This window comes from Rhodoplanes sp. Z2-YC6860 (assembly GCF_001579845.1).
In the GTDB taxonomy this organism is placed as follows: domain Bacteria; phylum Pseudomonadota; class Alphaproteobacteria; order Rhizobiales; family Xanthobacteraceae; genus Z2-YC6860.
In genome coordinates this window covers 7,217,238-7,237,811 of the sequence record NZ_CP007440.1, presented here as the reverse complement: position 1 = coordinate 7,237,811, position 20,574 = coordinate 7,217,238, and the positions used below count along the sequence as shown (strand labels likewise).

The 20,574-nt window shown below is 58.4% G+C and carries 24 protein-coding genes; 19 read left to right on the top strand and 5 right to left on the bottom strand.

What is annotated here, in order from left to right; genetic code table 11:
- Positions 1 to 304: 304 nt before the first annotated feature.
- The gene (locus tag RHPLAN_RS33765; protein ID WP_068028102.1) at positions 305 to 835 is read left to right on the top strand and encodes an ATP-binding protein; all 531 of its coding nucleotides are present in this window, start codon (positions 305 to 307) and stop codon (positions 833 to 835) included.
- 56 nt (positions 836 to 891) lie between these two features.
- On the opposite strand, the gene RHPLAN_RS33760 is transcribed toward RHPLAN_RS33765, so the two are convergent.
- Positions 892 to 1,950, bottom strand: a complete 1,059-nt coding sequence (locus RHPLAN_RS33760) for an alpha/beta fold hydrolase (protein ID WP_068028100.1) — start codon at positions 1,948 to 1,950, stop codon at positions 892 to 894.
- Between the two features lie 128 nt (positions 1,951 to 2,078).
- The gene (locus RHPLAN_RS33755) at positions 2,079 to 2,594 is read right to left on the bottom strand and encodes a YybH family protein (RefSeq protein ID WP_084246109.1); all 516 of its coding nucleotides are present in this window, start codon (positions 2,592 to 2,594) and stop codon (positions 2,079 to 2,081) included.
- Between the two features lie 290 nt (positions 2,595 to 2,884).
- Between RHPLAN_RS33755 and RHPLAN_RS38790 the strand changes: the two genes are divergently transcribed.
- The 15 genes from RHPLAN_RS38790 (at position 2,885) to RHPLAN_RS33675 (ending at position 14,023) form a co-directional block, all read left to right on the top strand.
- Complete coding sequence (locus RHPLAN_RS38790; protein ID WP_237179966.1) at positions 2,885 to 3,697, top strand: IS5 family transposase; 813 nt, start codon at positions 2,885 to 2,887, stop codon at positions 3,695 to 3,697.
- 10 nt (positions 3,698 to 3,707) lie between these two features.
- The gene (locus RHPLAN_RS33740) at positions 3,708 to 4,742 is read left to right on the top strand and encodes an IS110 family RNA-guided transposase (protein ID WP_068028095.1); all 1,035 of its coding nucleotides are present in this window, start codon (positions 3,708 to 3,710) and stop codon (positions 4,740 to 4,742) included.
- Between the two features lie 280 nt (positions 4,743 to 5,022).
- The gene (locus RHPLAN_RS41100) at positions 5,023 to 5,370 is read left to right on the top strand and encodes a sensor histidine kinase (protein WP_068028092.1); all 348 of its coding nucleotides are present in this window, start codon (positions 5,023 to 5,025) and stop codon (positions 5,368 to 5,370) included.
- 161 nt (positions 5,371 to 5,531) lie between these two features.
- On the top strand, positions 5,532 to 6,185 hold the full coding sequence (locus RHPLAN_RS33730) for a response regulator transcription factor (RefSeq protein WP_068028089.1): 654 nt from the start codon (positions 5,532 to 5,534) through the stop codon (positions 6,183 to 6,185).
- 75 nt (positions 6,186 to 6,260) lie between these two features.
- Entirely contained in the window at positions 6,261 to 6,632 is a 372-nt protein-coding gene (locus tag RHPLAN_RS33725; protein WP_068032247.1) for a response regulator transcription factor, read from the top strand.
- A 531-nt stretch (positions 6,633 to 7,163) separates the two neighbouring features.
- Positions 7,164 to 7,985 (top strand): alpha/beta fold hydrolase, encoded by an 822-nt coding sequence (locus tag RHPLAN_RS33720; RefSeq protein WP_068028086.1) that lies wholly within the window; start codon positions 7,164 to 7,166, stop codon positions 7,983 to 7,985.
- A 69-nt stretch (positions 7,986 to 8,054) separates the two neighbouring features.
- The gene (locus RHPLAN_RS33715; RefSeq protein ID WP_068028083.1) at positions 8,055 to 8,468 is read left to right on the top strand and encodes a DUF6130 family protein; all 414 of its coding nucleotides are present in this window, start codon (positions 8,055 to 8,057) and stop codon (positions 8,466 to 8,468) included.
- A 28-nt stretch (positions 8,469 to 8,496) separates the two neighbouring features.
- Positions 8,497 to 9,471 carry an MBL fold metallo-hydrolase gene (locus RHPLAN_RS33710; protein ID WP_068028080.1) on the top strand — a complete coding sequence of 325 codons (975 nt, stop codon included), beginning with the start codon at positions 8,497 to 8,499 and terminating at the stop codon, positions 9,469 to 9,471.
- A gap of 55 nt (positions 9,472 to 9,526) precedes the next feature.
- Positions 9,527 to 10,036 carry a cytochrome P460 family protein gene (locus RHPLAN_RS33705; protein ID WP_068028078.1) on the top strand — a complete coding sequence of 170 codons (510 nt, stop codon included), beginning with the start codon at positions 9,527 to 9,529 and terminating at the stop codon, positions 10,034 to 10,036.
- A gap of 125 nt (positions 10,037 to 10,161) precedes the next feature.
- A complete protein-coding gene (locus RHPLAN_RS33700) occupies positions 10,162 to 10,560 on the top strand; it encodes a DUF302 domain-containing protein (protein WP_237179964.1) in 399 nt (132 codons plus the stop codon).
- 28 nt (positions 10,561 to 10,588) lie between these two features.
- The gene (locus RHPLAN_RS33695; protein ID WP_068028075.1) at positions 10,589 to 10,966 is read left to right on the top strand and encodes a YidH family protein; all 378 of its coding nucleotides are present in this window, start codon (positions 10,589 to 10,591) and stop codon (positions 10,964 to 10,966) included.
- A 106-nt stretch (positions 10,967 to 11,072) separates the two neighbouring features.
- Entirely contained in the window at positions 11,073 to 12,323 is a 1,251-nt protein-coding gene (gene soxC / locus RHPLAN_RS33690; protein WP_084246107.1) for a sulfite dehydrogenase, read from the top strand.
- Between the two features lie 19 nt (positions 12,324 to 12,342).
- On the top strand, positions 12,343 to 12,849 hold the full coding sequence (locus RHPLAN_RS33685; protein WP_237179963.1) for a c-type cytochrome: 507 nt from the start codon (positions 12,343 to 12,345) through the stop codon (positions 12,847 to 12,849).
- Positions 12,850 to 12,897: 48 nt separating this feature from the next.
- Positions 12,898 to 13,155, top strand: coding sequence for a hypothetical protein (locus RHPLAN_RS33680; protein ID WP_068028066.1), 258 nt, complete (start codon positions 12,898 to 12,900; stop codon positions 13,153 to 13,155).
- 112 nt (positions 13,156 to 13,267) lie between these two features.
- Positions 13,268 to 14,023 carry an SDR family NAD(P)-dependent oxidoreductase gene (locus tag RHPLAN_RS33675; protein ID WP_068028064.1) on the top strand — a complete coding sequence of 252 codons (756 nt, stop codon included), beginning with the start codon at positions 13,268 to 13,270 and terminating at the stop codon, positions 14,021 to 14,023.
- Positions 14,024 to 14,104: 81 nt separating this feature from the next.
- On the opposite strand, the gene RHPLAN_RS33670 is transcribed toward RHPLAN_RS33675, so the two are convergent.
- A complete protein-coding gene (locus RHPLAN_RS33670; RefSeq protein WP_068028061.1) occupies positions 14,105 to 15,043 on the bottom strand; it encodes a LysR family transcriptional regulator in 939 nt (312 codons plus the stop codon).
- A gap of 116 nt (positions 15,044 to 15,159) precedes the next feature.
- Here RHPLAN_RS33670 and RHPLAN_RS33665 point away from each other — a divergent pair, with 116 nt between their 5' ends.
- Positions 15,160 to 16,146, top strand: a complete 987-nt coding sequence (locus tag RHPLAN_RS33665) for a tripartite tricarboxylate transporter substrate-binding protein (protein WP_068028058.1) — start codon at positions 15,160 to 15,162, stop codon at positions 16,144 to 16,146.
- A gap of 677 nt (positions 16,147 to 16,823) precedes the next feature.
- Here the strand turns inward: RHPLAN_RS33665 and RHPLAN_RS39940 are convergent.
- Positions 16,824 to 17,057 (bottom strand): hypothetical protein, encoded by a 234-nt coding sequence (locus RHPLAN_RS39940; protein ID WP_157100649.1) that lies wholly within the window; start codon positions 17,055 to 17,057, stop codon positions 16,824 to 16,826.
- A gap of 170 nt (positions 17,058 to 17,227) precedes the next feature.
- Here RHPLAN_RS39940 and RHPLAN_RS39935 point away from each other — a divergent pair, with 170 nt between their 5' ends.
- Together RHPLAN_RS39935 and RHPLAN_RS33660 are read left to right on the top strand one after the other, a co-directional pair.
- Positions 17,228 to 17,395, top strand: a complete 168-nt coding sequence (locus RHPLAN_RS39935) for a hypothetical protein (RefSeq protein WP_157100648.1) — start codon at positions 17,228 to 17,230, stop codon at positions 17,393 to 17,395.
- A gap of 1,478 nt (positions 17,396 to 18,873) precedes the next feature.
- Entirely contained in the window at positions 18,874 to 19,290 is a 417-nt protein-coding gene (locus RHPLAN_RS33660) for a hypothetical protein (RefSeq protein ID WP_157100647.1), read from the top strand.
- Between the two features lie 59 nt (positions 19,291 to 19,349).
- Here the strand turns inward: RHPLAN_RS33660 and RHPLAN_RS33655 are convergent, their stop codons facing one another.
- Positions 19,350 to 20,270 (bottom strand): alpha/beta fold hydrolase, encoded by a 921-nt coding sequence (locus RHPLAN_RS33655; RefSeq protein ID WP_084246707.1) that lies wholly within the window; start codon positions 20,268 to 20,270, stop codon positions 19,350 to 19,352.
- Positions 20,271 to 20,574 lie beyond the last annotated feature (304 nt).

Below are 20,574 nucleotides of genomic sequence, written 5' to 3'. Positions count from 1 at the left end.
GAGCGAGAGGGAAAAATCCCCTCGATCGCAATGTCTTGAATGTTCGAGTGCGGGGTCGAGTTTGGCGATAGCAGCGTCCACAAACGGACTTAGATCATTCGTTTGAATCGCAAGGCGATTTTCACGGCAATCGCGCGAAAAATATCGAATGCCACGGGCGGGCAATGGCCCACATCGCCACGGTCCGCATACCGAGCCACGATATCATACATGCATATGATCCGCAGCACCTGACGTCTTATAGCCAACGCGGCATCGCTAAAGCACGATCCTTAGCGCGATTATTCGTGGAAATGAGACCGCCATGAACAGCTCCAAGCGCTCCACAACGGTACCGGCCGGCTACCAAAGTCTGGACTTGCAGAGGGTGAGTGATTTTCACGCCGCATTGCTTGGCTTGGCAGGGCATGATCTCCGCCAACCCTTGCGGGTCATCCAAGGCACGTACGATTTGCTACGCACGCGTGCCTGGGACACGTCGCAACAAGCGTGGCTCAAATCTGGAGAGCAGGCTGTCACCAAGTTGACCGAACAACTCGACCGCTTGCTGGGTGCCCTTCGTCTTTACGAGTCCACCAACGCGATGGAAGTTTCGTCCGTTTCGCTTGCACCGTTGTTCTGGCGGTTGCGCCACGAAAATGAGGAAGCAGCTTTGCGGCGAGGCATCGACATGCGCGTGTGCTCCACCAAGGCCTGCGTACTAGGGCGTGTACTCATAAAATTCGGCGCGATGTCCGCCTTCGATCCGAAAGCGACCGATTTGCCGCGTCGCAGCGAACCGACGCTTTGTGCCATCACCCGACATTACCCCTGTTGGCATCAGGCCACGGCGTAAGGCTGTTATGAGAGTGAAAAAATAGTCGGCGGGCCGAGGTTAGATCATCTCCGACTTCAACGACAAGCAGTGCCTGTTGTTCTTGCGCGCACAATGAGCTGAGAACGGCTCGAAACGTTAAGCTTGTCGAATATGGCAGACAGGTGATTTCGTATTGTCTTGTCTGCGACGCCCAGGCGGCGGGCAATCTCTTTGTTGCCAAGCCCTTCTACAACGGCTGCGCAAACCTCTCGTTCGCGCGGCGTGAGTTTTTCCAGTCGTAAATCGCCGGTCACGGGAGCGCTGTGATCTGCCGGCAAGAAGCTATCCAATTCTGCTATCACCTGTGTCCATGCCGGATCATCTTTCGGCAAGTAAGTGTTCCTCGTTTTCAGCAGAACCAACCGCGCACCAGGGATGGACTGGGCCACAAGTCGCCCTTCCTCCAATGGCACGCGGAAACCTGCGCGTGGATGGAGCACCAAGGTAGGACATCGGACTTGGGGAAGAAGCATTCGAATGTCGACTATGTACCAGGCGCGTAGAAATTCCGCAGTGTTGTGGGCGGTGGAAGACAACCGCAGCAGGTCGCCAAACTCCCTTAGCTGTTCGACAGTGCCGTCCGGCAAGAATTGAGTGGTCACCATTTGACGACGGCTGGGATCGTCGTCATTGAAGCCCAACGAGGTGAGTTTGAGAACAGCTTCAGTTTCCTCGATTTGCACGGAGCTGGAGGCCCGCGCAATCCGACCTCGCGTGAACGCGGCGTGCAAAACCAGGTGGGTCACCCGCTCCGGATGGCGGACGGCATAGGCCGCCGCCAATGCGCAAGGCCCTCCGATACCGAATAGAGCGAACGTTCGCAGGCCAGTCGCGTCCACGACTGCTTCCAAGTCTTCGATAAACCGCTCGAAAGAAAAGCTTACACCTTCGTTGTCCGACATTCCGGAGCCGCGGGCATCGTATCGGATCAATGTCCGTCCCTTGCCGAGCGCGGCAAGCCATGGCCCCCAAATCGAGCTGTCACGGTCGAATTCGAGATGGGTGAACAATCCTGCCAAACGGATGATCGCAGGGCCGCTACCCGATGCCTCATAGGCGATGCGCGTCCCGTCGCGACTGGTGCAGAATCGCATTTGAGGCGGTTCCCTAGGCATGGCTCCTAGCGCCTCAGTGTATTCATCCTGGGATTGAAGTCAGCCGTGGTTGTAGCCCCTCAGTGAGGTAACTGATTATCGTTGACCGGAAGCCGGGCGGGCATCAGCTAGCGTTTGAGGATCGCCGCAGCCGGGCGCACTTCGACCAGCGGGTCTGCGTGTCGGTGAACCACTTTCCACTGACCGCTCTCCCGGCGAAAGACACTTGTCACTCGCAGTGCCATAGGGCGGACTTCATTGGTGTTGGCAAGCCGAATTTTGGTACGCTCAATATCGACGCTGTATGCCATTTCAGATGTGACAACGAGTGAAATATTCTCGACGCGACGCTCATCTTCGGTGCTGTTGAAGCGAGCAGAGGCCCAGTCGTAACGCTTCTCTACTTGTGCTGCCCAGCCTTTCTCGAAACCGCCGTAACCTCCGAGGACTGTCACGTCATCGGCGTGAGAGCAAATGTCCTTGAGCGGCTGGGGATTTCCTTTGACGAACTCCTTTTGAGCCAGATGATAGCGGGCGATAGCATCGCTAAGCTCATCCGCGAGCGCCGTACGCGGGCCTGCCAAGAATGCCATCAGCGCAGAGGCAGAAACCAATGCGCAGGTTGTTGCCCGCCTAATATCCATAATGCGCTCCCCGTTGGCTTCACGTCACTTTGATCTGGCGAACGTAGCCAGCTTAGTTGCGGTGCACATGAGCCAATTGTCCTAAGCTTAGTCAGATTGCCGCATATCCAGGCGTCAAATCAGGACAATCGCCTATACGGCAATCGAAGCGCGTCGCTGCGCAATCGAATGTGATGGCCGCCTCTGGGTCCGTTATGGGTCAGCGACCTGAGGCCAATGGCGGCAGATTGAAGGTCCGTTGAGCCCAGCCTCTAGGTCGTGATTCAAGCCCGCAAACGAGGGCTCGAATCATGCGCTACGAACTCACCGACCACGAATGGACAGCTATCAGGCCGATGCTGCCGAACAAGCCGCGCGGCGTGCCACGGGTAAACGACCGGCGTGTCCTCAATGGCATCTTCTGGGTGTTGCGATCCGGAGCACCATGGCGCGACCTGCCCGATGACTTCGGTCCATACACCACCTGCTACAACCGTTTCGTTCGCTGGCGGCGGGCTGGCGTCTGGGCTCGCATCATGAATGCGCTGGCTACCGCCCATGATGCATCAGTGCAGATGATCGACACCTCGATTGTCAGGGTGCATCAGCACGGGGCCTGCATCATCCGGAACCGAAAGCAGTCCATGGGACGGTCACGCGGCGGGCTGACCAGCAAGATACATGCGGTGGTCGATACCAATGGCCTGCCGGCTCGCCTCGCGCTGACCGCCGGGGAAGCCCACGACAACCGGCTCGCGGAGAAACTGCTGTCGCGCCTGAAGTCCGGATCAATGCTGCTGGCAGATCGCGGCTATGATGACGACTGGATCAGAGCACTTGCCGTCAACAAGGGCGCGCTGGCCAATATCCCGCCAAGATGCAATCGCAGTGAGCCGATTTGCTTCAGCCCGTATCTCTATCGCGCTCGGAATTTGGTCGAACGGTTCTTCAACAAGATCAAGCACTGTCGTCGGGTTGCAACGCGCTACGACAAGCTGGCGGCGAACTACCTTGCTTTCGTCCAGCTTGCGTCGATCAGGCTATGGCTGCGCTTTAATGATGGGGTGGACGCCCCGCCGACGGCATCAATGTGCCAAAAAGTGGAGGTGTTGAGCACCACTTAGGGAGGCGTCCGTGTCGAAAGCTATCACGATCGGTTTGGATATCGCCAAGCATGTTTTCCACGCTCACGGCGTGGACGAGCGTGGTCTAACGTTGTTCAGCAAGAGGATCAGCCGAGGTAAGGTGCTTGAGTTCTTCGCAGCCCAGCCGCGTTGCACCGTCGCGCTGGAGGCATGTGGCGGAGCGCATCACTGGGCTCGTCAACTCATTCAGCTTGGTCACGAGGTTCGTCTAATCCCGCCGGCTTACGTAAAACCGTTCGTGAAGCGACAGAAGAACGACGCGATCGATGCCGAGGCGATTTGCGAAGCCGCGCAGCGGCCGAGCATGCGGTTCGTGGCCGTGAAGAGCGAAGAGCAGCAGGCGGCGGGCCTGGTGTTTCGAACCCGTGACTTATTGGTGCGGCAGCGAACTCAGCTCATCAATGCGGTCCGTGGACACCTCACCGAATATGGTTGGGTCGCGCCCAAGGGACCGTCACACGTAGCGATGCTTGGCGGGTTGATCGAGGAAGAAGAGATGGCCAATTCGCTTCCCGAAGCGGCGCGCGCCATGTTCCGATTGATGTTAGACCAGCTCGCGGGCCTTAATGGCAAAATTACAGATCTTGACAAAGAGATTGCGCAGCGCGCTCGCCAAGACGAAGTATCACGCAGGCTGATGACCATTCCCGGCATTGGCCCGATCTCCGCTACCGCCATTGCCGCCCTAGCACCACCAGCTGAGACCTTTACCAAAGGACGTGACTTCGCGGCCTGGCTTGGTCTCACGCCCGTTCAAAGATCGACGGGCGGCAAGCAGAAGCTCGGTGGCACATCCAAGATGGGCGAACGCACGCTTAGACGCCTCCTCATCATCGGGAGCAGCGCTGTCGTGCAACAGGCCAGCAAACGTGGTGCGCCAAGGGGTTCGTGGCTCGAACAGATGCTGGCTCGCAAGCCGCGCATGCTGGTAACTGTTGCGCTTGCTAACAAGATGGCGCGGATCGTCTGGGCACTTCTTGTGAAGCGGGAGAATTATAGAGCTCCGGCCGCAGCCAGGGCGTGATCTTGGCGGGCTCGAGGTCGTCAGAGGTGTAGTCGGTCGAAGGAGAGTATGGCGCAACAGTCGGCGAGACGGGGCCGGAAGAACCAGTTGGACTCATCGTGCCCAGAGCACGCGTTAATGATCTGGTTCCGGTCCGCGAACTCCCATACAGGCCCGCAGCTCCATCGCTGCACTAGAGGCCGGACAGATGGCAGCATCCGACTACGTGCCAACGCTCTTCAAAAAAACCGCTTGCATCTCGCGGGGCGTCCACAGATGAGTCCGCGTCCTAAGCAACCCGTTGCTGTTCAATTCTATTCTGTGCAATCTACTGACCAACGCCATACGATACACCGAGCCGGGTGGGCGCGTCCTGGTCGGTTGTCGCCGGTCTGGCCCCGATCTGCGGATCGACGTCTACGACACCGGCATCGGCATCGCGTCGGATCGTTTGCCAAGGATTTTCGATGCTTTTGAGCGTTTGGACTCGCTACGGTGTGACGGCTTGGGAATCGGGTTGTTTATCGTCCGACGAGCCCTCACCCTCTTGGGACACCGCATCGAGATCAGCTCAAAGGTCTCGCAAGGGTCCCGCTTTTCGGTGATTGCCCGCCTCGCACAGCCAGCCGACACCAACTCTCCCGGGTAAGTGGTGGGCTCGGAGGCGACGGTCGTGTGGCTTTTCGATTGGCCGTGATACGATAGCGCCTGCGTCAAGCCGAGGGACTTTCCTACTCATACCTTGGTTTGATCCACGGGCCCTTTTCCGCTGTGTTACGTTCACAGCGAATTATCGTATGAGCCCCTGCCATGCCGTGTCAGACGAGCGATAGGGCGATTGTACATATTGTCGACGATGACGCGTCCATGCGCGGCGCATTGGAGGGTTTGTTCGATTCCGTGGGACTCGGCACGCAGAGTTACGCGGCAGCCCGCGACTTCTTGAGCAGTCGCGTTGCCGACAAGCCCGGATGCATTGTGATCGACATCCGCTTGCCCGATATGAACGGATTGGAGTTTCAGGCGCGGTTGGCCCAAATGGGTGTCCGGCTTCCGGTCATCATAATTAGTGGGCACGGCGACATATCCATGTCCGTGCGCGCGATGAAGCACGGTGCCGTCGATTTTCTCCCGAAACCGTTCCGCGACCAGGACATGCTCGATGCCGTTATGACAGCGGTCGAACGCGATCGGCAGCGGCGGATGACGGACGACGACGTTTCGGAATTGCAACGCCGGTTCGGGACATTGTCTGTGCGCGAGCAACAAGTGATGCTGCTCGTGACGGCCGGCAAGATGAACAAACAGGTTGCCGGTGATCTCGGAATAAGCGAGATCACGGTTAAAATTCATCGTGGCGCCGCAATGCGCAAGATGAACGCGCGAACCTTGGCTGATCTGGTTCGGATGGCCGACCTAGTCAAGGCTAATAAGTCGAGGTGGCCGGATAAGACCTCTGTATAGTTCTCCGCCCTCTCATCACAGGTGCAAATAGCCAAATCCCTCTCGGCCATCGCGGCCCTAGAGAAAGGGCGAAGTGTGTCCGAAAAAAATCTGATAGCTGTAGTCGACGATGATGAGAGTTTCCGGACAGCACTTGTCGATGCGCTATCATCGTTGGGGTACGGCGCCCGCGGATTCTCTTCGGCAGAGCAGTTTGTGTCGGACGGCGGGGAAGAGCCGTATGACTGTGTGATTACTGACATTCAGATGCCGGGATTGAGCGGGTTTGATCTCAAGAAATCTCTCGTAGAGCGCAACTCGAAGGTCCCGGTCATTATGATAACCGCGCACGCCGGGCCGGGCCTCGAGGCGACTGCAAAAGCCGGTGGTGCAGTCTGCCTTCTCAGGAAGCCATTCGATACGAGTGCGCTGACCGCTTGTCTCGAAAAAGCGATTCAAGCCCGATAGCCAATTAGGTCGAGGCCTTGCCACAACGAAAAGTGGTCGTAGGCGATCGTGATCGCAACGCTCAGCGAAGCCTTGACGCAACTCCTGCGAAGAGTCCCCTGCGCAACCAGATGGTGCTCCGTTCCCGATTCGCCGGAGCACGAAACAATTTTATGCGTCGTGGTCTCTTTTTCTGACTTAAGTCAAAATCGGGAAGTGATTTGTTGATCACGCGCTAACACCAACGTATGGGCGAACCCAGACTTCAATTGGATGGCTGCGCGCGGTCGCTGGCCATACTCATTAATCGTGACGGCTTCGCTGAAGCCAAGGGCGGCGCTCATCGCTTTATACCCAGCATCTGACCAGCGACAATTTGGAGGCTATCGCATGATCCGTGCAGGAATTAGCGGCGACAGTTGCAGGGTCGCATCCCGCCGCGACATGTTGATTGCAGGGGTGACAGCTGGTGCTGCGTTTGCATTCGCACCGAGAGCGTTAGCGGCAGAAGCCAACGCTGAAAGCCAAATAAACGACAGAGGAGTTCCGAGCATGAATTTCGTCACCACCAAAGATGGCGTTGAGATTTTCTATAAGGACTGGGGCAAGGGCCAACCCATCGTGTTCAGCCATGGCTGGCCGCTGTCGTCTGACGATTGGGACGCTCAGCTCCTGTTTTTCCTGCACCACGGTTATCGGGTCATCGCGCACGATCGTCGGGGGCACGGCCGATCCACGCAGGTGGCCGACGGTCACGACATGGACCACTACGCCGACGATCTGGCGGCCGTGATCGCCCATCTCGATCTGAAGAACGTGATTCACGTCGGGCACTCCACTGGCGGCGGCGAAGTGGTGCATTACATCGCCCGGCATGGCGAAAGCCGGGTGGCGAAGGCGGCGATCATCAGTGCGGTGCCGCCACTGATGGTGCAGACCACGGCCAACCCGAAAGGCCAGCCCAAAAAGGTCTTCGACGATCTTCAGGCCGCGCTCGCTGCGAACCGTTCGGCGTTCTATCGCGATGTCGCGGCTGGGCCCTTCTACAACTACAACAAGACGGGCAAGCCTTCTGAGGCAACCATCCAGAACTGGTGGCGGCAGGGCATGATGGGCGGCGCCAAGGCGCACTACGATGGCATCGTCGCCTTCTCACAGACCGATTTCACCGAGGATCTGAAGAAGATCAATGTGCCGGTCCTGGTGATGCACAGCGAGGACGATCAGATCGTCCCCTACGTCGCTTCGGGCCCGATGTCGGCCAAGCTTCTGAAGCATGGCACGTTGAAGACATACCAAGGCTTCCCGCACGGCATGCCAACCACCGAGGCGGAAACGATCAACGCCGACCTGCTGGCCTTCATTCGAAGCTGAGCTTCGGCGGTCAAGGTTGATCGCCAGGCTGCGGTCCACCCGCGAACACTTCAACGTTTGAGGAACGTCATGGATGCCGTCCTGGTCGGGGATAACGTGAGCTTAAGTGCGAGAGGCGTTCGCGGGCCGTCGCCCTTGGTGGCGATCGAAAACGAACCACCGCCGAGGTTGATTGTCGATCAGCCGCTGCCGGACCCTTTGGCCCGGGGGGCTGTCTTTATCCAATATCGGACGGAGAACCTCCGCGTAATACCGGTGTTCGGCAAGGGCGCCCTTAGCGTGTCGCCGCGCGTCGGCCACCTCCACATCACGGTGGATGACGCGCCCTGGCACTTCATCGACGCCAGCGGAGAAACGGTGGTCGTTGTCGGGCTGAGCCCCGGTCCGCATCAGGTGCTCTTTGAATTGGCAGATCCGGCGCACCGAGTCATCGCGCGCGAAACGGTCAGATTTGTCGTACCCGAGAAAACGCCGGCGGCTTGAGCGTCATTGGCAAGAAAGCGAGAACACGATGAAAAATCCAGAAGGAAGGCTTCTTTCGCGAAGGGGCTTCTGCCTCTGCTGCGTGGGCGGTGCAGCTCTTGCCGCGAGCAACGGATGGCTGACACCGAGGCAGGCGTTCGCAGAAGCGCGCGGTATTGTCAGCCTCATGAAGGACGATGCCGCGAAATCACCCATCACTGCCCACAAGTTGCGCGGCAATATCATTGTGCTGGAAGGCTCTGGCGGCAACATCGCGGTGCTGACCGGCCCGGACGGCAAAGTGATGATCGACGCTGGTATCGGCGCATCACGGTCGCAGCTGACCAAGGCACTCGCCGGTGTCGGCGCGGAGCCGATCACACACCTGATCAATACGCATTGGCACTTTGACCACACGGATGGCAATGCCTGGCTGAATGCCAGTGGCGCCAAGATTATTGCGCACGAGAACACGCGCAAGCATCTATCCGAGATTCAGCGCGTCGAGGACTGGGACTACAATTTTCTTCCCGCGCCCGCAGCTGGAATTCCCACCGACGTTTTCTCAACTGCGAAGAGCCTGAAGCTCAATGGCGCGTCCATTGAGCTGAAATACTACGGGAACGCCCACACGGACAGCGATATTTCCGTGATGTTTGGCGAAGCGGATGTCCTGCATGTGGCTGACACCTTCTGGAACGGCATTTATCCATTCATCGACTATTCGACCGGCGGCAGCATCGACGGCATGATTGCCGCGTCCGACGCCAACCTCGCGGCATCGACGAACAACACCATCATTATCCCCGGTCACGGCAGTCCCGTTGTCAGCAATCGGGCGGAGCTCAAGGAGTTCCGCGACATGCTGGTAGGCGTTCGGGAAAACGTCGCAAGACTCAAGAAGCAGGGACGCTCCCAAGAAGAGACAGTCGCGGCCAAACCGACGGCAGCCTTCGACGCCAAGTTCGGAAATTTCGTTATCGATCCCGGGTTCTTCACAAGGCTGGTTTACCAGGGCGTGTAATCGCAACGCGGCAACCGCACGCGAGCAACTTTTATCTCTGACAAAAGAGCTATTCATGAAGACCGCAGGCATTTTGGCTTCGGCGCTTTTGGCAACAGCGGGCATTTATACGGCGTTGCCCTTTGGAGCCGGGCTTGCCGAAAGCGACAACAGCTCGCCCATTTTTGGAGTCCGAATTCCTGACGGGTATCGCCAGTGGGAAGTGATCGCGCCTTCGCACGAGGAGGGCAGCTTCAACGAGCTACGGGTGATCCTCGGCAACGGGATGGCCGTCAAAACGTCCCGGGATACGACGCTCCCATTCCCCGACGGGACGACGTTCGCGAAGCTGGCCTGGAAGCGCGTGCCGTCCAACGAGTTCAGCGGCGCCTTCGTTCCCGGCCAAGCGACAACCGTCCAGATCATGGTCAAGGATTCGAGACGATATGCCTCGACCGGCGGCTGGGGTTTCGGGCGGTTTATCGACGGCAAGCCGGTGGACAGAGCGCAGCACGAAACGTGCTTCGCGTGTCACGAAGCTTACGTCAAAGATCACGACTACGTTTTCACGCGATTTGCTTATTAGGAATGAACAGGTCGGATCTAAGGCAGGTGGCGCGGAAGGCGCCGGAGCGAACTCGTATGCGCCTTGCATCGCCATCCATGTTTATCGCAGTTGTAGTTGGGACATTAATGTCAGGAGGCTTAGCTGTGGCCGCAGACGGTCTGAAGATCATATCGAGTCACCACGGATCGAAGGAAACGGCTGATCGCCTAGAGGCCGCGATCAAGGCGAAGGGCATGACTGTATTTGCCCGCATCGATCACGCGGCGGGAGCTGCCGCCGTAGGCCTTGCTTTGCGCCCTACCGAGCTGTTGATTTTCGGAAGTGCCAAGGCCGGTACGCCGTTGATGCAAGCCAACCAGGCGATAGGCATCGACTTGCCATTGAAAGCCCTCGTGTATGAGGACAGCAGCGGGCGAGTCTGGATTTCGTACAACGATCCGAATTGGCTGGCGCAGCGCCACGCGCTTGGCGCATCGGTCGAACCCGTCACCCTCGCCATGAGTGGCGCGATCGACGCTGTCGCGAACGAAGCAGCCGAATAGCCGAACACGTCTCGCAGCGAGGATCGCCATGATTCGAAGCTTCAATGAACACGCAGCAAACGAACGGACCTTTCTTTCCTGGGTACGTACGGGCGTAACCGTGATTGGCTTTGGATTGGTCATAGAGAGGTTCGATCTTCTTGCGCCGGCCGGCGCCTTCTCCGGTGCGGTGACCGCGTCGCGTGCGGTTCCGTTTTCGGGCTTGCTCAGCCGCTACAACGGGCTGGCGATCATATTCTTTGGGCTTGCGATCATCGCGATACAGACTGTTCGCTTCGTGCGGACTACGCGGATGCTCGATGACGCTGCCTCCTATCCGGCCAGCAACGTCCGGGCGGAACTGATCTTCTCGGCAATACTGGTGCTGCTTGTTGCGAGTTTTACAGCTTACGTAGCGTTGACATGAACGTGTCACCCAAAGCGCACCCCGCGCCTTGAGGCATGGCGTGCACACACGCAGCCGGATTCACGAGAAAACGTTCAGCGTACTGGATGACTTAGGAGAACATGCGATGTCGATGCAGTCCGAACACGAGGTCCTTAGCCGCCGCACCTTTCTGGCCGCGTCAGCAGGGGTTGCAGGAGCCGCTGTTGCAGGGAGCGCCTCGGCCGATACGCTTGCCGACGTGCCACCGCGTGAATTGGGCCTGCCCTTGAGCGGACGCAGTGAACGATCGAAGTTCGTCCACATAAGCCGGATTCCAGAAGCAGGTCCTGGCGTGCGGCACGTCGATCCGGCGGATGCGATCAATTCGAAGACGCCGCTCGATAAGCTTGTAGGCACCGTCACGCCCTCGGATCTGCACTACGAGCGGAGCCATTCAGGCGTGCCAGAACTGGATCCCGCCAAGCATCGGTTGCTCATGCACGGCATGGTTCGAAACCCGCTGGTATTCACGCTGGCTGATCTCATGGCGATGCCTGCCGTATCGAGGGTCACTTTCATAGAGTGCACCGGAAACGGATGGGAGAATTGGAAGAGCGCCGATCCGAACTTGACCGTTCAGAACACACACGGCCTCGTAAGCACAAGTGAATGGACCGGGGTGCCGTTGCGATTTCTTATCGACCTCGTCGGCAAGCATCGTGAGTCCACATGGATGCTGGCGGAAGGCGGCGACGCAGCGGGCGTCGACCGAAGTATTCCGCTCACCGACGAAATCGTAAGCGAATCCTTTGTGGCCTACGGGCAAAACGGCGAGCCCTTGAGGCCCGCCCACGGCTTCCCGCTTCGGCTCATCGTCCCCGGGTGCGAAGGCAACGTCAACATCAAGTGGCTTCGCCGCTTGAAGTTCGGGGATCAGCCGTGGATGACGCGCTGGGAAACGGCGCGATACACGCAACTTTTGGCGAACGGCAAGGCCAGGCAGTTTCAGCTGCGGATGGACACCAACTCAGTCATCACATCGCCGTCCGGCATGATGGCTATCCAGCGCGGCTACAACCGCATAACGGGCCTCGCCTGGAGCGGCCACGGCAAGATCGAGAGGGTTGAAGTCAGCACGGATGCAGGCGCGAGCTGGCGTGAAGCGCGGCTGAATTTGCCGTCGCTTCCAAAAGCGCAGGCTCGCTTCCAGATGGATTGGCAGTGGGATGGCACGCCCACAAAAATCGTGAGCCGTTCGACCGACGACAAGGGCAACGTCCAACCAAGTCGGGCCCAACTTGTCGAGCAGGTCGGGACAAACGCGCTGTTTCACTACAACGCCCAGCAAACCTGGAGCATCGATTCAGAAGGGAATGTTCGCAATGTGCTTGCATAAATATGCCCTTGCGGGTGCGATGGCCGCTATTTCCCTGGTCTCTCCGGCGGTTGCCTATGATTTCGGGCGTCCTGCCACCCTTGAGGAGATCCGCCTTTGGGACATCGACGTTCGCCCCGACGGTAAGGGCCTGCCGGAAGGCTCTGGAACGGCGCTGCAGGGCAAGACGGTGTTTGAGAACAATTGTCAAGGCTGTCATGGAGCCGAGGGCAAGGATGGCCTCAAGGACCGGTTGGTCGGAGGACAAGGCACGCTGACATCGGCGAAGCCTCTCAAGACCGTAGGAAGCTTCTGGCCTTACGCGACAACCTTGTTCGACTACATTCACCGGGCGATGCCTTATCAAGACCCGGGGTCGCTGACCATCGACGAAACCTATGCTGTTGCGGCGTACATCTTGAACTTGAATGGGCTCTTTCCCGAGAACAAGAGGCTCGACAAAGAGACGTTGCCGCAAATCAAAATGCCCAATCGTGACGGGTTCATTCCCGAGCCCGAATTTCGAAACATCAAGAGTTCGAGATAGCGAGGAGCGATCAGTCATGCTCACGATACCCTTGGGTGATGAACTCCAATGAAAGCCGGGGCAATTTCGGTCATTGCTGTGCTGTTAGTGTTGCTAGTCGCGACAGTTTATTTCGCGCACAGCGCGTGGACGGCTCTGGGGCCGGCAGAAGAGATGCCTCCTTGGTTTTTCAGGATGATGATCGGCGGCATCTTCTTTTCAGTCGTGGTCGGCGGCGGCCTTATGGGACTGGTCTTCTATTCTTCCCGGGCCGGATACGATGACGATGCAGGACACAACGACGGCAGCGGGGCGGGGCTCACTTAGTGCCCGCAACGGTGTTGCGAGCCGAGACCATTCGGTAGCAGTCGACGTAACCAAGCTATGCCGGCCGCGGTCTAACATAGAAGCAAAAAATATCCGCATGTGAGAACGCAACATGAGCATGAAGCTTTCTGGCAAAGTAGTACTGATTACCGGTGGATCTCGTGGTCTCGGTGCCGCGACCGCAGCGGCCTTCGCTGACCAGGGAGCTGATGTCGCCATCAGCTACGTCGCTTCGGAAGGAAAGGCGGCTGCCGTAGTGACAGGCTTGGAGGCTAAAGGGGTCCGTGCCGCCGCGATCCAGGCCGACCAAGGGGACCTGACCGCCGCGGGACCTCTCATGCGAAGGGTTGTCGAGACATTTGGAAAACTCGACATCCTGGTCAACAATGCTGCCGTCGCTTGGCAGGGCCGGACCATTGACGATCCGGAAATCGACAATGCGGCGATGGACCGGCAGTGGGCCATCAACGCGATGGGCGTGATCGCAAACATCCGCGCTGCTTCAAAGGTGCTGCCCGAAGGCGGCCGAATAATTTCTGTAGGCTCGGGGTTGGGCACGCGGGTGGCCTTTCCCGGAACTACGGATTATGCGGCGACCAAGGCCGCCGTTGTCGGTTACAGCCGGGGCGCTGCGCGCGACCTTGGCCGGCGCAACATCACCGTCAACGTTGTACAGGCAGGAGTGATGGACACCGATATGGCTGCAAGTTCGAAGGACAAGCTTCCGCCGTCCCTGCTTGAATCGTTGGCGATCCGTCGATACGCCGAGGTCAACGAGGTGGCAGCGGCAATTGTGTTCTTGGCGGGACCTGACGCTGCCTACATCACTGGTTCGATAATCGACGTCAGCGGCGGCTTCATCGCCTGAACAAAGGTCTTTGAGTGCTGTTCCGCAAGGCTCGTCGCTGTTGACCACTCCGTCGTACAATAAGACGTCCTCCTCCGCTTTCTATCTTTTGGAGCGCAGCAGCTTTACGACTGCGCGAGCATTGGCTGCAAAAAGATTGGCCAACGGGCTGAGCGTCCGACCACTGAGAGTCAAAATGGCCAGCGGCCGTGCAGTTCCAGGCAGGTCGATTGGCAAGACCTTGAGCAGTCCATTTTTCGGCGGAAACTGGGTCACGATACGCGGGACCATAGTGATATACTTCCCGGTCGTGAGCAGTGACGTTCGCAACGGCAAGGTCGACTCGACTACGACTGGAGGCACCGTCAAACCCTGGGCAACAAAAGCCTCGGTCACCACGCTTCCGTAAGGCTGATCGGACAGCGGCAATACCCAGGATTCGTCCCACACTTGGGCCAATGTCATCTGCCGCCGCCGCGCCAGCGGATTTTTGAGTCCCGTAACCACAACGTGGGGATCTTGGAGTAATAACTCGACATTCATCGATTCCTCACTTGGAGGCCTCACCAAGTGTGCGATGACGAGATCGACTTTTCTTGAGAGCAGATCTTGATAGGTGGTGGCGGTATCTGTCGCGTGCACCTGAAATCTCAAGCGCGGGTAACGGCGAAGCAGACTAGTAATAACGCCGCATACAAAGCCTTCTGCGATCGCAATGGAGGCTCCAATCGTCAAATCTCCCACGGTTGGATCTAATAAGGCCTGAATGTCTCTCACGCTTTGACGGAGTTCATCAAAAATCGCAGTACCGCGTTTGAAGAGGGCTTCACCATACGCCGTGGCTTGAATGCCGTTGCTTTTGCGATCGAGAAAACGAACGCCAAACGCTTCTTCCAGCTCTGCGATCGCCCTCGACACCGCGGGCTGAGATGTTCCAAGGCGGCTCGCAGCCTTACCCATGCTGCCCGCCTCAATGACAGTCTTTAGAACGCGCAAATTGTGTAGTCCTATACGCCGCTCAATGCGTTCGCTGGAATCCATGGCTTCGCCCTCATATCGGTCCCGATATGGTGGCATTTGACCATAGCATTACCGGCTTCGTCAGAGGTGCCGTAGGATAAATCGTGCCATCTCGGGCATCGTCGAGGAGCAACATCATGCTTGCATGCAGAGTGCTGCTGACGGCTTTCAGCTTGGTCGCTGTCTCCGTTCAGGCGTCCGTGACGGCTGGGGCGGAAAGCTATCCATCCCGGCCAATCATGGTAATCGTGCCATTCCCCGCAGGGGGACCGACCGACATAATTGCCCGAGTTGTGTCGGAGAGAATGAGCGCCTATCTGGCGCAGCCTGTCATTGTCGAAAACGTGACCGGCGCCGCCGGTGCGCTCGGTTCGGCGCGCGTGGCACACGCGAAACCCGACGGCTATACGCTGTGCGTTGGTTTCCTGGGCACGCACGTACTCAACGGGGCGGTATATAAGCTTGATTACGATGTCGTGCGCGATTTCCAGCCAATTGCGCTCCTGGCCAGCAATCCGCAACTGATTGTCGCCCGGAAGGACTTTCCTGCGCGCGATTTGAGCGATTTTGTCGGTTGGCTGAGAGCAAATCCAAACAAGGCCACGCAAGGGTCTGCAGGGATCGGCAGCCCTGCCCATGTGAGCGGGGCCTACTTCCAGCAGTCAACCGGTACTCAATTTCAATTCGCCCAGTACCGTGGTGCAGCCCCGGCTATGCAGGACCTTGTCGGAGGACACGTTGACCTCATGTTCGATCAGCCACCGAATTCATTGCCGAATGTGCGGTCCGGCCGGATCAAAGCATACGCTGTGACCGCCAAGAAGCGCCTGGCTTCCGCGCCGGATATCCCGAGCGTGGACGAGGCCGGTCTGCCGGGCTTCTATATCTCCGTCTGGTCGGGCATGTGGGCGCCGAAGGATACGTCGCCGGAAATCGTCACCAAGCTCAACATGGCCGTCGTCGATGCCTTGACCAATCAATCTGTGCAGCAAACGCTGGCTGACCTAGGGCAGGACATTCCGGCGCGCGACCAACAAACTCCGGCGGCCTTGGGGAAGTATCAAGCTTCAGAGGTGGCGAAGTGGTGGCCAATCGTCAAGTCGATGGCGTTGAAGCCTGAGTGAGTTTTAAAGGTCATCGCTGCGGTCGTCGCGCACACGCGAACCCACGAGACGAAACCCTCATGGGCAGGCAGACGGCGCAACTAGGCCGGTCCAGCGCTTCGTTCGACAATTCGCATAGACAGAAACCTGCGAGGGGCGCGCGATCCGCGCTATCTGCCTCGCCATCGAAGACGACGTAATTTTTTCTTAGATTTCAGCAGCGAATGCAGCCACGCGCGCAATGCTTCGGCAACTTCGAAGATGACCGTTCGAGAGCAAGGTTTCGCTGAGCGTCGATGCAAAACAGTCGTCGATTTGTGCGGCCGATCTCAGCAAGTTTAGGGCGGCTGTTTAGCTGTTTAGGCTCGGTTGTTTAGGCTCTAAAAAGCCAGCTCGACTGGAGATCGGACGCGGTCCGAATTACCCGCGCGGTGAAACCAGCAGGAAGGACCCAAGCCGAAGACCACGCCGCCTTTTGAGTTTCGCCAATGCAGCCTCACGTTAGGAGCGGACTTCGATCGTGCGTGCGCTCGGTCTGGTCGTATGGTTGAGGGAGATTCGCGCGGTCCGAAGCGCCTGCAGGGCGGTCGACATCGAGAGGGCTGAAATCGGGGCACCACGCCATTCCTCCGAATCTCGCCATCACTTGGTCAAGGATACGCCGGGCGTTGAACGCGCAGTTTGCGAAGTGACTTGGCTTATGCTTGCTCACAATGCGGTGATGTTGCGATCAGCTTCCGAATCCGCCGCGCGCCGGCCTGCTCCGATTCACCTTCGTCGGCCGACCCAAGATAGCCTTCCGCTGCGCCTCTACTGCCAAAAGCTCGGGCGATTTTGCCTTCCCCCGGGTTGTGCGTTTCGTCGGCGAGCTGCCGCGTTTCGGCGTCGTCTTGATTGTATCGCTCAACGGCCATGCCATCACTTTCGCGCACGCGGCCAGATCGGCCGCCGAACTCTGCGGCGCTTTGTGCGTGCCGGTGGTTGTAATGGCTCTTGACCGCGGGCCCGCTAATACACCACCGCGGATGCTTTCGCGATCTATAGCCTCTCTTAGCCTTCCGAACGCCGCTGCCGACCATATGCGCTTACCAAGCCGCCAGACGTGGAATTCGAAGCGGCGATCGTCAGGGAAGCGCCCAGCATCGCTGGCCAATATACGATCAAGCGAACGCAGCCCTATCCTGAGCTCGGCCGCCACTTCTTTGGCGGTCCGATCCTCTCGAACTACAGCTTGAAGCATTTGCTCGCGATCGAGACGGCTATCTTTTGACACTGACATGCAAGTTTCCTTTTTTTGCGACCACCCATGCCCAAGTTGGCCAAGGGTCGAAGCTTCGTTAAGCCCTTTTCGAGGGTTTCGAGAGTTTGAGAGGGTTTGTTTTCTAACCATTGCGAGGGTTTTATCGTGATGGTTCAGAAGGTTGAGAGGAAGCTGCGAGGGTTTCGAGGGTTTTCCCGCATGTAACGTGAGTCAGTTTCTTTCGTTTATCTTGCACTTCGCGGAGACCCCGACTGCGCCTCTCGCGCGTAATACGCGAGAAAAAACGCTCGAAACCCTCGCAGGACGAGAGCATCTTTTTGAAAAGGCGCGCGTTTTCGTCGTCGAGGGTTAAGTGGAAACCCTCTCACAACTCTCGAAACCCTCGGTTGCCGATCGGCAACATCGTCCTTCATCATTCGCTTGCCATCTGTTCGCCTCGGTAAACAACCCTTGCCCAACTTGGCCAAAGGGTCAGGGAGAGTGCAGGGAGGTTGATTTCTCGACTTGCTAACCTCCCGTGAGTTGAGACACGCAATAGATTCAAAATGTTAGAGCTTCGATTTGGGAGGTTGGGAGGGTAGGGAGCTTATTTGTAAGTTTGACTCATGTGCGCGCGCACGCGCGCGCACGGGTGAGTCCGACGGAGCGAAAATCCTCCCTATCCACCCACAACCTCCCAACGCTTGGAAACTCAAAGACTTGCAAGCGCCCCTATCCTCCCGATTTTGGGAGGTTGGGAGGTTGCGTATGAAAATTTGGTCAAGCCTGTCGCATGGCTGGCGATCGAGGCGCGCTCGTTTGTCTCGATAGTGACAAATCTAGCCACATCACAGACGAGCTTTTGAGTGAGCGAAGGCCAATCGATTTCAAATGCTGAGCAAATCGCCGGGCCGAGACCACCGGCATATGCGCCCCTGCGGCCCATTCGATGAATACGCAGTACAGTTCGGCCGACCGGACCCTGTGCCCTAGCGTGGGCTGCGTTCGCTCCTTGAGAAAACGCTTTATCACCCGTGTCTCGTGTGGTGGCAAAAGCAACAGACGCGCCTGAGTAACCTCGTGGACAGGCTCCTCTATCGTCCCCGAGCGTCGCTGTTCGGCGACAAGTGTTCGTCGGGCCAACTTACTGAGCGCGAGTGAAAGCGCTCTGACGATGTCGGCTAGGTCGCGCAGCTCGGAAGCAAGAACCGACAGGTGAGGGAGGCGCCTCAAATTGCTGTTAGGCGTCAAAGCATCCGATATCGCCCGCACCTTCGCGGAAGACCTTGATTTAACGGAGTTTCCACTGGCCCGCCCCTGGGCACCATCATCTCATCGTCCGTCCATGGGGCGTCGGGTCCGTATCACGAAGGTTGTGTGCGCCGCTGTTGCGCTGCTCGGGCTTGGCGCCCTGGCCGCGTGCGGAGCGCGGCGGATGGCGGCGCGTCGGAGCGAGCTTCGCCTGCAAGGTTGACGCGCCGTCCAGCGCCATAAATCCGAAGACGATGATGTCCCCGTGCCTGCGTCTGGGGCCGTTCGTCATCGGCGGCGATGCGCGCACGCTGGTGTCCGCTCTGGGCCCGCCGCATCAGACCAGGACGCTCGCCAAAGGGGCACAGGCTCCGATGTGGTTTCTTGGAGAGCGAGAGCACTATCCTTACCTGGTCGCGATCCTGCTCAAAGGAAGGATCGTCGCGCTGCAGGTGACCGGCGAAGCTCCGGTAAAAGATTACGGCTTCAATCACGTCAATCTTGGCGACAGCACGCAGACGCTGGAGGGACATTTCGGTCCGGCCTTCGAGATCGGCAAAAGTGAGCTGGCCGACACCGATCTGTGGACCTACTCGCCGTGGCCGTTCTCGTTCGAGGTGAAGGCCGGGCGGGTCACGTCGATCCGCATCATCGATTCGACGCAATGGAAGTAGCGACGCGTATTGCGCCATCTAGGCGATAGGCCTGCTTTGAAAGGGCGGATTACGCTTCGCTAGTTCGCCCTACGGGTCTTTTGATTCAACCGATCCAGGAAGCCGCGAACCAGCGATGCGATCTCGTCGGTCGCTTCGTCGAGCGCGAAATGCCCCGCCTCGAGGATATGCACCTCCGCTTGCGGCACGTCGTCGGCGTAGGCGCGGGCGCCCGCAACCGTGAACGACGGGTCGTATTTGCCCCAGACCACCAACAGCGGCGGCTGCGTGTCCCGAAGCCATTTCTGCCAGCGTGGATAAGCCGCGAGGTTGGTGCGGTAATCGAAGAACAGCGTGGTCTGGATTTCGGCCTGGCCCGGGCGATTGAGAAAAGCGTACTCGTCGTTCCAGGCATCCGGATCGTAGCGGCCGGGATTGGGACTCGATCCGACGTGACGCTGGCGCGTCGCTTCGAGCGAAGTGAAGTTGGCCTTCAGATTGGCAAGTTCACTTGTCGGATCGTCCCAATATTTCCTGCGCGCCGCCCAAAGCGGACCCAAACCCTGTTCGTGCGACACTGCGTTCTGAACGATGACGGCCCGCACGCGCTCCGGATGTGACAGCGCCATGCGGAAGCCTACAGGCCCGCCGTAGTCCTGCACGAACAGCACATAACTTGTGATCCCGAGCTTCGTCGTCAGCTCGTTCATGACCTTGGCGAGATTGTCGAACGTGTACTCGAAGCTCGCGGGCGAGGGCGCGCTGCTATTACCGAATCCCGGATAGTCAGGAGCAATCACGTGATACCTGTCGGCGAGAAGCGGCAATAGCGGCTCCCACATTCGCGACGAGGACGGAAATCCGTGCAGCATCAGAACGGTGGGCGCAGCAGGCGGCCCTGCCTCGCGATAGAAGATGGTCAGGCCATCAATTTCGGTGGCGTGATAGGAGATCGAGCGTCGGCTCGATCGCAGGTCTTGAGCTGATGCTTGAACTGTCATGCAGGCCACGAACACTGAGAGACCGATCAACACTCGGACGATCAAATTAGTCGCTCCTTTCGGTAAGCCAAGTCCATTCATCCGGCTGGCGTGAGGTCGAAAGGTGTGCCCCGTTCTCGTTGTGAGATCGCCATCCAGACGGTTGACGAGCGGGTCAATTATTCGTGAGCCGCCATCGGGAATGGCTATTCCGCCCCCTGGGCACCTCCTTCCTGCAATTGGTTAGATCTGTCGCCGTTGGTCTAGGCGCTCAACCCACCCCACCTTGCGGCAATCATTACCCGCTCCGATGAAGCAGCCGCGT

What these genes read in the sequence shown, in the direction of transcription:
- RHPLAN_RS33720 (WP_068028086.1), top strand. Translation starts at nt 7,164, where the DNA reads ATGAATTTCGTCACCACCAAAGATGGCGTTGAGATTTTCTATAAGGAC.
- RHPLAN_RS33670 (WP_068028061.1), bottom strand. Translation starts at nt 15,043, where the DNA reads ATGGATTCCAGCGAACGCATTGAGCGGCGTATAGGACTACACAATTTG.
- RHPLAN_RS33695 (WP_068028075.1), top strand. Translation starts at nt 10,589, where the DNA reads ATGATTCGAAGCTTCAATGAACACGCAGCAAACGAACGGACCTTTCTT.
- RHPLAN_RS33715 (WP_068028083.1), top strand. Translation starts at nt 8,055, where the DNA reads ATGGATGCCGTCCTGGTCGGGGATAACGTGAGCTTAAGTGCGAGAGGC.
- RHPLAN_RS33660 (WP_157100647.1), top strand. Translation starts at nt 18,874, where the DNA reads ATGTCCCCGTGCCTGCGTCTGGGGCCGTTCGTCATCGGCGGCGATGCG.
- RHPLAN_RS33665 (WP_068028058.1), top strand. Translation starts at nt 15,160, where the DNA reads ATGCTTGCATGCAGAGTGCTGCTGACGGCTTTCAGCTTGGTCGCTGTC.
- RHPLAN_RS33655 (WP_084246707.1), bottom strand. Translation starts at nt 20,270, where the DNA reads ATGACAGTTCAAGCATCAGCTCAAGACCTGCGATCGAGCCGACGCTCG.
- RHPLAN_RS33685 (WP_237179963.1), top strand. Translation starts at nt 12,343, where the DNA reads ATGGCCGCTATTTCCCTGGTCTCTCCGGCGGTTGCCTATGATTTCGGG.
- soxC (WP_084246107.1), top strand. Translation starts at nt 11,073, where the DNA reads ATGTCGATGCAGTCCGAACACGAGGTCCTTAGCCGCCGCACCTTTCTG.
- RHPLAN_RS33675 (WP_068028064.1), top strand. Translation starts at nt 13,268, where the DNA reads ATGAGCATGAAGCTTTCTGGCAAAGTAGTACTGATTACCGGTGGATCT.
- RHPLAN_RS33680 (WP_068028066.1), top strand. Translation starts at nt 12,898, where the DNA reads ATGAAAGCCGGGGCAATTTCGGTCATTGCTGTGCTGTTAGTGTTGCTA.
- RHPLAN_RS38790 (WP_237179966.1), top strand. Translation starts at nt 2,885, where the DNA reads ATGCGCTACGAACTCACCGACCACGAATGGACAGCTATCAGGCCGATG.
- RHPLAN_RS33760 (WP_068028100.1), bottom strand. Translation starts at nt 1,950, where the DNA reads ATGCGATTCTGCACCAGTCGCGACGGGACGCGCATCGCCTATGAGGCA.
- RHPLAN_RS33730 (WP_068028089.1), top strand. Translation starts at nt 5,532, where the DNA reads ATGCCGTGTCAGACGAGCGATAGGGCGATTGTACATATTGTCGACGAT.
- RHPLAN_RS33710 (WP_068028080.1), top strand. Translation starts at nt 8,497, where the DNA reads ATGAAAAATCCAGAAGGAAGGCTTCTTTCGCGAAGGGGCTTCTGCCTC.
- RHPLAN_RS33755 (WP_084246109.1), bottom strand. Translation starts at nt 2,594, where the DNA reads ATGGATATTAGGCGGGCAACAACCTGCGCATTGGTTTCTGCCTCTGCG.
- RHPLAN_RS33765 (WP_068028102.1), top strand. Translation starts at nt 305, where the DNA reads ATGAACAGCTCCAAGCGCTCCACAACGGTACCGGCCGGCTACCAAAGT.
- RHPLAN_RS33705 (WP_068028078.1), top strand. Translation starts at nt 9,527, where the DNA reads ATGAAGACCGCAGGCATTTTGGCTTCGGCGCTTTTGGCAACAGCGGGC.